Source organism: Sinorhizobium sp. 7-81 (assembly GCF_030124405.1).
Classification (GTDB): domain Bacteria; phylum Pseudomonadota; class Alphaproteobacteria; order Rhizobiales; family Rhizobiaceae; genus Sinorhizobium; species Sinorhizobium psoraleae.
In genome coordinates, this window is sequence record NZ_JASKLT010000071.1 from 1 (window position 1) to 930 (window position 930).

The 930-nt window shown below is 60.1% G+C and carries 2 protein-coding genes; both read right to left on the reverse strand.

The genetic code is table 11. From position 1 onward, the window contains the following. The coding region (locus tag QN224_RS33520; RefSeq protein ID WP_283980171.1) for a carbohydrate ABC transporter permease at positions 1–731 on the reverse strand (731 nt) is incomplete at its 3' end. Continuing rightward, on the reverse strand, positions 724–930 hold a 207-nt coding region (locus QN224_RS33525; RefSeq protein ID WP_369292634.1), incomplete at its 5' end, for a carbohydrate ABC transporter permease. The genes QN224_RS33520 and QN224_RS33525, both read right to left, overlap by 8 nt.

Below are 930 nucleotides of genomic sequence, written 5' to 3' on the forward strand. Positions count from 1 at the left end.
CGGGCATAGTCGGTCTGCGTCACCAGGATCGGCCAGAGATACTGGTTCCAGCTCTCGATCCCCATTAGAATTGAGACGGTGGCGAGGGCCGGCAGACTGAGCGGCAGGAAGATCGAACGATAGATTCGAAACACCGAAGCACCGTCCATCTCGGCTGCTTCGAAGAGCTCCTTCGGAAGCTGGGCGAAGAACTGGTAGAACAGGAAGATATAAAGCGGGCTGGCGACCCAAGGCACGATCTGCACCGCGAAAGTGTCGGTCATCCCGGCACGCGACACCATGATGACGAGCGGCATGATGATGCTTTCCTGGGGAATCACGTAGAGGGCGATGACCAGCGACAGGACCAGGGCGCGGCCGCGCAACGTACCCCAGGCGAGCACGAAGCCGGCCATCGAGTTGACGATCAGACCGGCTCCCACTGTGCAGCCAAGAATGAACAGCGAGTTAAGAAGGTAGCGGCCAAAGGCGAGCTCGCCGGAGAGGTTGCTCACCTCGGCGAAGTTCGAGAGCGTCGGGTTGGATACCCAGAAGGCGCGGAAACTGCCCATATCGGCCAGAATCTGGAAGCGGTCGTCCTTCACGCTGGCGATCAGCAGCATGAACAGCGGCGACACGATCACCAACGCAATGACGAGGATGCAGGCTGTCTGCAAAAGGCGCAGCGAACCGATCGCGGAGCGCTCGCGCTGTGCCTCGGTCTGCAGTGTGGGGATGGCGAGATCAGACATCGAAACGCCTCAGGAGCTGGCGCTGAACGAGCGCGATGACGAGAACGATGAGGAAGAGAATGACCGAGACGGCCGAGGCATAACCAAGCTTCTGTTCTTCGAAACCGGTGCGCACCATGTAGTGCACGACTGTTTCGGTGCTGCTCCTCGGGCCGCCCTGGGTCAGGATCGCAACCTGGGTATAGAGCTTGAAGGCCTG